Source organism: Candidatus Binatia bacterium (genome assembly GCA_023150935.1).
In the GTDB taxonomy this organism is placed as follows: Bacteria; Desulfobacterota; Binatia; order HRBIN30; family HRBIN30; genus JAKLJW01.
On sequence record JAKLJW010000006.1, the window covers coordinates 129,679 to 137,700 of the forward strand.

Sequence of the window (8,022 nt, forward strand, 5' to 3'; positions counted from 1 at the left end):
CGACCTCCATGCATCCGATTCACGACGAAGTCCTCGCGTATATTGCCAACCCGGCACCGGAGCGTTTCGCCGCGCTGGCCCTGGCCGTGTTCGAGCATCAGTTCGCATCCATTCCGGCGTACCGGGCAGTCTGCGAGCGCCGTGGCGCCACGCCGGACTCGGTTGGCGACTGGCGGCTGGTCCCACCGGTACCCACGCTCGCTTTCAAGTATCGGCAGCTCTGTTGCGCCCCGCCCGAGCACGTCTTCATGACCAGTGGCACCACGACCGGAGGCGAGCGTCGCGGCCGCCACCCGATGCCCGACCTGCGTCTCTATCGCGCTGCGGCGCTCGCCGGCTTGCGACAATTCGTGCTGCCGGACCGGCATGACATCCGCATCGTGTCGCTCATACCGCCGGTGCAGCAGCGACCCGAATCGTCGCTGGCCCAGATGGTCGCCTGGGCGCTCGAAGCGTTCGGCGCGCCCGGAAGTGTCGTCTGTGCCGGCGACGATCGCTTCGACTTCGACGCCGGCGCCGCGGCGTTGCGGCGCAGCGAAGCCGACGGCGCGCCGGTCTGCATCATGACCACAACTGCCGGTCTGTTGCGGTTCCTGGACCATTGCGACAGACGCGGCTGGACCTTCCGGTTGCCGCACGGCAGTCGGTTGATGGACACCGGCGGCACCAAGGGTGCGCCGCGCGTCCTGTCCCGCCAGGGTCTGTTGCACGGGTGTTGGAGCGCGTTCGCGATCCCCGGCTATTTCGTCGTCAACGAGTACGGCATGGCCGAACTGTCGTCGCAGTTCTACGACAACGTCGTTCGCGACCGGTACCACGGGCTGGCAACGCGCCGGGCCAAGACCAGCCCACCGTGGCTGCGCACCCGCGTGCTCGACCCGGCAACCTTAAGAGAAGTCCCGGACGGCGATCCGGGGGTTCTTTGTCATACCGATCTGGCGAACGCCGGCACCGCGCTGAGCGTACTCACCGAAGACCTGGGTCGCCTGACCGCGGACGGTCTTGAAATCACGGGTCGGGTTGCGGGTGCCGAGGCACGGGGATGTTCGCTGGCCCTGGCTGAGTTCGTTTCTTGAGGAGGGTTTACCTCCCTTACCGCGCCCGCAAACGGGGGGCCGGGCGGCGGGGTAGATCGGACTCCACTTGTCGCCTCCCCGTCGATAGGCATTGCCACGACCCTCCGCTATGCTGCGCCCGTGCCTGTCTGCGTGCCGGCATATCACCTGCCGGGACTCGGCGAAGATATCGCAACCGAGGTCCGGCGCGTGAACGACATCGAGGTCGAGCTCGCTCAGCTCGGCCCCGATGACCTGCGCCGGGCGGTCGCCGCGGCGCGGATGACGGCGGAGCGCTGGCTGCGACAGCAGTCGATCGAAGCAATCCTCGAAACGCTCGACGAGGTCGTCGGCCGCTGGCTCTCTACCGGATACCACCTGCGGCAGGCGGTCGACGAAGTTCTGCCCATGGCCACGGGCTTCTCGCGCGCGGCCGTACGCGAGGGCTTCCCGTTGCTGATGTTGCCGCTGCGGGCGGCGCCACTGCGGGCGTTACTCGATGCCGAACTCGGCGACTGCCGCGTCCTTGACCAGGCCCGCCGCGGCCGGCGCGCCGTCGGCCCTCTCGCGATCACCCACGTGCTGTCGGGTAACATTCCCGGACTCGCCGCCCTGCCCATGCTGGCGACCCTCGCGCTCAAGTCGGCCGCCATCGTCAAGCCGGCCGCGGGCGACCCCGTCTTCCCTGCCCTCCTCGCTTCCTCCATCGCCGAGGTCAGCGAGGGTTTGGGCCGCTGTATCGTGGTGGCTCCCTGGACCGGTGGCAACTCGGCCCTCGAAGAAGTTGCCTTCCGCGACGTCGACCTCGTCGTCGCATCGGGTGGGGACGCAGCGATCGCCTCGATCGCCGGGCGCGTCTCCGGCCGATTCATCGGCTACGGCCACAAGATGAGTGTGGCGGCGATCGGCAAGGAGAGGCTGGTCGACGCATCCGCCCTGCGCGGCCTGGCACAGCGCCTCGCCTACGACGTTTCGCTCTGGGATCAGCAGGGCTGCCTGTCGCCGCAGGCGTGCTACATCGAGTCCGGCGGCGTGGCCAGTCCCGTGCGGTTCGCCGAACATCTCGCACACGCACTCGCCGAGCTGGCGCGCGAACTGCCGCCCCGTGTCCAGACCCTCGACGACAAGGCCGCCGTGCTGCGTTTTCGGCAGGAGGCCGAGTGGCGCGCGGATCAGGGAGTACGGGTGTACGCCAGCCCGGACAGCGCGGACTGGACCGTCACGGTCGAGCCCGGGCCGGACCTCGTACCGACGTGCCTCAATCGCTGTCTGCGGCTCAAGGTCGTACCCAGCCTCAACGAGGTCGGCCCGGCCCTGGTGGCACACCGGCGTCACCTCGAAGCGGCCGGGCTGGCGGTGGGCCTCGAACGAGTGCAGCCGATCGTCGACATGTTGTCCGCGTGCGGTATCCATCGCGTCTGTCCGATCGGGACCATGCAGCAACCGCCGCTGTCCTGGGTGCAGGGGGGGCGGCCGCGCATCGGCGACTGGGTCGAGTGGATGGCCGTCGAGGGTGGGCTCGATGCCTGAGCGGGCACCGTGGCGAGGCACGGCGACCGACATCGCAATGGACGAGGTCTCTCGCCTGCGCGGCGACTTCGTCCGTCATGTTTGTCAGACGTCGCCGCAACCGCTCGGTCTCGTTGTGAGTCGAGCGAGCGGCTGCGCCATTCGGGATCACGAGGGCCGCGCCTACCTCGATCTGCTCGCCGGCATGGGGGTGGCAAACATCGGCCACGCGCATCCCGAAGTCGTTGCGGCCATCGAGCGCCAGGTTCGCGACTATCTGCACGTCGCCGTGTACGGCGAAATGGTGCAGCGGCCGCAGGTCGAGTTGGCGCGCCGACTGGCCGAGGTCGCCCCGGGGACGCTCGACGTCGTCTACTTCACCAACAGCGGTACGGAAGCCATCGAAGGTGCGCTGAAGACGGCGAGGAAGTTTACCGGCCGGTCTGGGCTCGTCGCTTTCGAGGGCTCGTTTCACGGCGATACGTGCGGAGCGCTGTCGATCGGCGGAAACCGGACTTACCGGGTGCCGTTCGAGCCTCTCCTGCCGGGGGTGAAGTTCCTGCCGTTTGGGGAAGTCGACGGGCTCGACCGCATCGACACCGCGGTAGCGGCCGTGGTGGTCGAGCCCATACAGGGCGAGGGCGGGGTTCGCATCCCGCCGCCCGAGTTCCTTCCGGCGCTGCGGCGCAGGTGCGACACCGTGGGCGCGATGCTCGTTATCGATGAAGTGATCACCGGATTCGGGCGCACCGGGAAGCTGTTCGCGGTCGAGCACTGGGGAGTCGAGCCCGACCTTCTCGTGCTGGCGAAGGCGCTCGGCGGAGGCATGCCGCTCGGCGCCTTTGTCGGCCGTGCGGCGACGATGGCGACTCTGCAGCACGATCCGCCGCTGGCGCACGTGACCACGTTCGGAGGACATCCCGTGAGCTGTGCGGCGGGCCTGGCGGCGTTCGAGGTGCTCGTGCGCGACGATCTTCCCGCCCGGGCAGCGCAATTGGGGCAGGCTTGGCTGGCGGTGCTGCGCGGCATGTGCGGAGAGCGGTTGTCGTCGGTGCGCGGCCTCGGGCTGCTGCTCGCGTTGGAGTTTTCGACGCCGGAGGTCACCCGCCGGTTCGTCGCCGAGTGCCTGAAGCGCGGCCTGATCCTGAACTGGACCCTGCACCGCGACACGGTGGTGCGGCTTGCCCCGCCCCTTACGATCGGTGCCTCCGAGATCGAGCAGGCGACCGCAGCGATGCGAGAAGCTCTGGCGGTTCTCTGAGGCGGATCGGGCAGCGCGGCAGTGAACTGGCTCTACGTTCATCCGGCGGTCGGAGCTATCGTCGTCGTGCTCATGTTCTACACGGGCGGTATCGGCCTGCGGTCGCGCACCGACCCGCGTCACCGCAGGGCGTTGCTGGCGAGGCACGCACGCCTCGGGCCGCTCCTGTTCGTGCTGATGCTCGCCTCGTGGCTTGGCGGGGTGGCGTCCACCTGGCTCGGGCGTTCCAACCTGGAGATCTTTCGCACCACGCACTTTCGGATGGGGACGGTACTCATCGTTGCGGTGACCGGTGCCTATCTGACCTCGCGGCGAATGCACCTGCCGAGTCTGCGCGCCGCGCACCCCTGGTTGGGTGCCGCGGCCATGCTGCTCGCGGCCGCCCAGGCCTTCTTCGGCCTGCAGATCGCCCCGTGAAACCGGTGGGGCGGCATCTCACCTTATCGCGAGGAACCTCCGGCGCCGCCGTGGGCCCGACGGCCGGCGGCGGCAATCTAGACTCCGAACGAAAAGCTCCCGGCCTTCACGCGCTCCCCGTGGCCGCCCGGCTCGCCTTCCGTTACTATCGCCCGCGCGGGCGGATTTGCATCCGTTGACAAGTAGCAAGAGGAGTACGCATGGCCGACCCCACACCCACCCATGGCGCCGCCGCCGACCCACCGGAAACCATCGCCATCCGCCAGGGAGAGGACTTCGACCGCGGGCGTCTCGCGGCATATCTGGGCGGCAAGCTGCCACAAGCCGAAGCACCGCTCGAGGTGGTCCAGTTCTCCGGCGGGCACGCCAACCTCACCTACCTCCTGCGCTACGGCACCACGGAGTATGTCCTGCGCCGCCCGCCGCTCGGTCCGGTGGCGCCCAAATCGCACGACATGGGCCGCGAGTTCCGGGTCCTGTCCGTCCTCCACAAGGGCTACCCGTATGCACCGCGCGCTTTCGTCTTCTGCGATGACCCGAGCATCATCGGCGCCGCGTTCTTCGTCATGGAACGGCGCCGCGGCGTAGTGATCCGCCGGACGATCCCGGAGGAGTTCGGCGGCGGACGCGATGCCGCCGTAAACCGACGCATCGGTGAAGTCATGATCGACGTCCTTGCCGATCTGCACGACGTCGATCCGCACGCCATCGGCCTTGGCGACCTCGGCAAACCCGAGGGTTTCTTGAAACGGCAGGTGGACGGCTGGGCGGAACGCTATCGGCGCGCCCAGACGCGAGAGATCGTCGTCGAGGGCGAAGTCATCAGTTGGCTGCGGGAAAACCTGCCCGCGTCGCCGGCGCCGACGCTCCTCCATAACGACTGGCGGTTGGACAACATGATGTACGCCGCCAACGACCCGGGGCGGTGCGAGGCCGTGTTCGACTGGGACATGTGTACGATCGGCGATCCGCTGGCCGACCTCGGCACGTTGCTCTCGGCGTGGATCGAAGCGAGCGAAGCGCCACCCGGAACCGGCCAGGTCGGCATGCCGTCGAACGTCCCGGGCTTCCTTACCCGCCAGGAGGCGGTGGACCGCTACTGCCGGCGGCGCAACCTCGACCCGGCGGCCGTCCCGTACTACTACGTCTTCGGCCTCTACAAGATCGGCGTCGTGCTGCAGCAGATCTATTACCGCTACCACCTCGGTCAGACCCAGGACGAGCGCTTCGCGAACTTCGAGCAAAGCGCCGAGATGCTCTTCTGGCGGGCCCGCGAACGCAGCGAGACAAAGGCGATCTGAGCTCATGGCACTGACGATCCACGACTTGCAAACGCCCGCCCTCCTGATCGACAGCGAGGCGCTGGACCACAACCTCACGACGATGGCCGAGGCCCTTCCCGGGGCCCGGATGCGTCCTCACGTCAAGGCGCACAAGTGCACACAGCTCGCCCGCCGGCAGGCGGCAGTGGGGCACCTGACGTTCACCTGCGCGACAATCCGCGAAGTGGAAGGCATGGCCGAGGCTGGCCTCGGCGACGACTTGCTGCTCGCCAACGAAGTAATCGACGCGCGCCGGCTCGGCGCCTTGAACGCGCGGGTCACCGTGGCGGTAGACAGCGACGCCACCATCGCCGCGGCGGCGGCCGGCGGCGTGCGCGAGGTGCTTATCGACGTCAATGTCGGTCTACCGCGCTGCGGCTGCATGCCCGACGACGCCGGTCGGCTCGCCGAGCGGGCCCGGCGAGCCGGGCTCGGGGTGCGCGGCGTGATGGGCTACGAGGGCCATGTGGTCGGGCTCGAAGACCGGACGCTGCGCGAACAGATGTGCGCCCAGAGCATGGAACTGCTCCTGCAGGCGCACCGCGAGGTCGGCGGCGACATCGTCTCCGCCGGCGGCACCGGCACCTACGACTGCAACACCTGGGCAAACGAGATTCAGGCCGGCTCGTACGCCTTGATGGATACCGCCTATGCGAAACTCGGTCTGCCGTTCCGGCAGGCGTTGTGCGTTTTCGCCACGGCGATCTCCGTCACCCCGGCTTTCGCGGTCGCCGACTGCGGACTGAAGGCTCTCGGGATGGACCACGGCAACCCGGTCGTGGACGACGGGCAGACGCTATTCTGCTCGGACGAGCACATCACGTTCATTCCGAACAAGACCCTGCAGGTGGGCGACCGGGTCCGCGTGTGGCCGGCGCACATCGACCCCACCGTGGCCTATCACGAGCGCATGCACGTGATCGCGGGCGACCACGTGCTGGAGACCTGGCCGGTCGATCTGCGTGGCTGGTGACCGGCCGGAGTTGATTTACGAATTCCGTGTTCGATCGCATGGTGCGAAGAATTTCGGAATGCGGATTTCGGATTGCGGACGACGGATTCATGAGTTCCGCAATCCGCATTCCGCAATCCGCAATGGGTTGCGGGCGTCAGCCCGCGCTAGAGGGCGACCGGCAACCTCGATTGCAACGCCGGCGTGAACCCGGAATACTTCCGCCCTTGCGTCGATTTTATGCGCCCGCGCGGCGGGCCTCAGGAGAACCGGCATGAAGACTTACGATATTGCCCTCATCGGCGGCGACGGCACCGGACCGGAAGTGGCTCGCGAGGCGGTCAAGGTGATCGGCGTGGCAGCGCGCAAGTTCGACTTCAAGGTGAACTGGACGCCCTACGACTTCGGCGGCGACCGCTACTTACGCACCGGGGAGGTGCTGCCCGACAGCGCGGTTGAGGAACTGCGCAAGTTCCCGGCGATCCTGCTGGGCGCGATCGGCCACCCCGACGTCAAGCCCGGCATTCTCGAAAAGGGCATCCTGCTGCGGCTGCGCTTCGAGCTCGAGCAGTACATCAACCTGCGGCCGGTGAAGCTCTACGATCAGCGCTTCTGTCCACTGAAGGACAAGACACCGGAGGACATCGATTTCGTCGTCGTGCGCGAGAACAACGAAGGCCTCTACACCGGCGCCGGCGGCTTCGTGTTCAAGGGCACGCCCAACGAGGTCGCCGTGCAGGAAAGCATCAATACCCGGCGCGGCGTCGAACGCTGCCTGCGCTTTGCGTTCGAGTTCACACGCAAACGCAACCGCCGCAAGAAGCTCACCCTCTGTGGAAAGACCAATGTCCTGACCTACGCATTCGATCTGTGGGAACGCGCCTTCCACGAGATCGGAGCACGCGACTATGCCGACATCGACCGCGATTACGCCCACGTCGACGCCACGACGATGTGGTTCGTGAAGAACCCGGAGTGGTTCGACGTGATCGTCACCGACAACATGTTCGGCGACATCATCACAGATCTGGGAGCGATGGTGCAGGGCGGCATGGGCATCGCGGCGGGCGGCAACATCAACCCGCAGGGGACCAGCATGTTCGAGCCGATCGGCGGCAGCGCGCCGAAGTACACCGGCAAGAACGTCATCAACCCGCTGGCCGCTATCTGTGCCGGCCAGATGATGCTCGACTTCCTCGGCGAGACGGCGGCCGCGGAGGCCATCGAGGCGGCGGTCATCAAAGTCGTGCGCGAGAAGATCAAGGACCTCGCCGCCGGCAAGATGGGCCACGCCACCACCGAGGTCGGGGATCTCGTAGCGTCGACGCTGTAGAGAAAGCCCCGTGCAGAATCAGCGCCGCGCCGGTTCGTCGACCGCCGCGGCGGCCGTTCCGCCCCGCGGTGCGCCGGACGGAAACGCCAGGCGTACCTAAGTAGTGATGGGCACAATTACGGCGACGTATTCCGTACGACGCTTTCCGTTCGCCCCGAGTAGCCCCGTTTTCT

Annotated in this window: 7 protein-coding genes; all 7 read left to right on the top strand. The window is 67.5% G+C overall.

All coding sequences use genetic code 11. The annotated features are described in order from the left end of the window. Nucleotides 1–8: 8 nt before the first annotated feature. Entirely contained in the window at nt 9–1,076 is a 1,068-nt protein-coding gene (locus L6Q96_06440) for a CoF synthetase (GenBank protein MCK6554211.1), read from the top strand. A 189-nt stretch (nt 1,077–1,265) separates the two neighbouring features. After that, a complete protein-coding gene (locus L6Q96_06445; GenBank protein ID MCK6554212.1) occupies nt 1,266–2,585 on the top strand; it encodes a hypothetical protein in 1,320 nt (439 codons plus the stop codon). Next, complete coding sequence (locus L6Q96_06450) at nt 2,578–3,825, top strand: aspartate aminotransferase family protein (protein MCK6554213.1); 1,248 nt, start codon at nt 2,578–2,580, stop codon at nt 3,823–3,825. The genes L6Q96_06445 and L6Q96_06450 overlap by 8 nt, the downstream gene beginning before the upstream one ends. 21 nt (nt 3,826–3,846) lie before the next feature. Next, nucleotides 3,847–4,242, top strand: a complete 396-nt coding sequence (locus L6Q96_06455) for a DUF4079 family protein (GenBank protein MCK6554214.1) — start codon at nt 3,847–3,849, stop codon at nt 4,240–4,242. A 200-nt stretch (nt 4,243–4,442) separates the two neighbouring features. Next, nucleotides 4,443–5,543, top strand: coding sequence for a phosphotransferase family protein (locus L6Q96_06460; GenBank protein MCK6554215.1), 1,101 nt, complete (start codon nt 4,443–4,445; stop codon nt 5,541–5,543). 4 nt (nt 5,544–5,547) lie between these two features. Continuing rightward, nucleotides 5,548–6,537, top strand: a complete 990-nt coding sequence (locus tag L6Q96_06465) for an alanine racemase (protein MCK6554216.1) — start codon at nt 5,548–5,550, stop codon at nt 6,535–6,537. A gap of 253 nt (nt 6,538–6,790) precedes the next feature. Next, the gene (locus L6Q96_06470; protein ID MCK6554217.1) at nt 6,791–7,849 is read left to right on the top strand and encodes a 3-isopropylmalate dehydrogenase; all 1,059 of its coding nucleotides are present in this window, start codon (nt 6,791–6,793) and stop codon (nt 7,847–7,849) included. The last annotated feature ends 173 nt before the right edge of the window (nt 7,850–8,022 follow it).